Origin of the sequence: Corallococcus caeni (assembly GCF_036245865.1) — a bacterium.
Taxonomy (GTDB): Bacteria; Myxococcota; Myxococcia; order Myxococcales; family Myxococcaceae; genus Corallococcus; species Corallococcus caeni.
In genome coordinates, this window is the sequence record NZ_BTTW01000056.1 from 1 (window position 1) to 515 (window position 515).

The 515-nt window shown below is 69.7% G+C and carries 1 protein-coding gene; it reads left to right on the forward strand.

The genetic code is table 11. From position 1 onward, the window contains the following. Positions 1-515 (forward strand): hypothetical protein (locus AABA78_RS38895; RefSeq protein WP_338270590.1); only part of this gene is annotated, 515 nt, incomplete at both ends.

The window sequence follows — 515 nt, forward strand, 5'->3', positions numbered from 1 at the left end:
TCGAGACGCTCACCAACGCCAGCCAGGCCACCGGCCCCCGCCTCTACCGGACGGTGGATTCCTGCACCGTCGCGGGCGCGTGCAGCCCCGGCAACGAGCGCAACGAGTGGGAGTGCGCCACCAGCACCTCTCCCGGCTTCCTCAAGGCCAAGAAGGACAAGCGCGACTTCTGGGAGGTCTACGCCTACGCCTCCCCGGCGGTGGGCACCGGCATGCCCGCCTCGCTGCTGGAGAAGACGAGCGTCAAGCGCGGCGCCCAGGACATGACGGGCACCGGCGCGCTGGAGGAGGAGACCTTCAGCTACACCTATGGCCCCAACGGGGAGCAGTTGCTGGCCTCCTCGGAGAAGGCCAGCGTGCTGGGTGCAGCCGGCCAGAAGGCGCGCATCTTCAACCGCTACGACTCCTCTGGCCGCCTCTCGGCCACCCTCCGCTCTGGCTGGACGCGCGTCTTCGACGCGGGCACGGGCACCTGGAGCAGCCAGCAGCGCTGGGTGGGCACCTTCTACTTCACC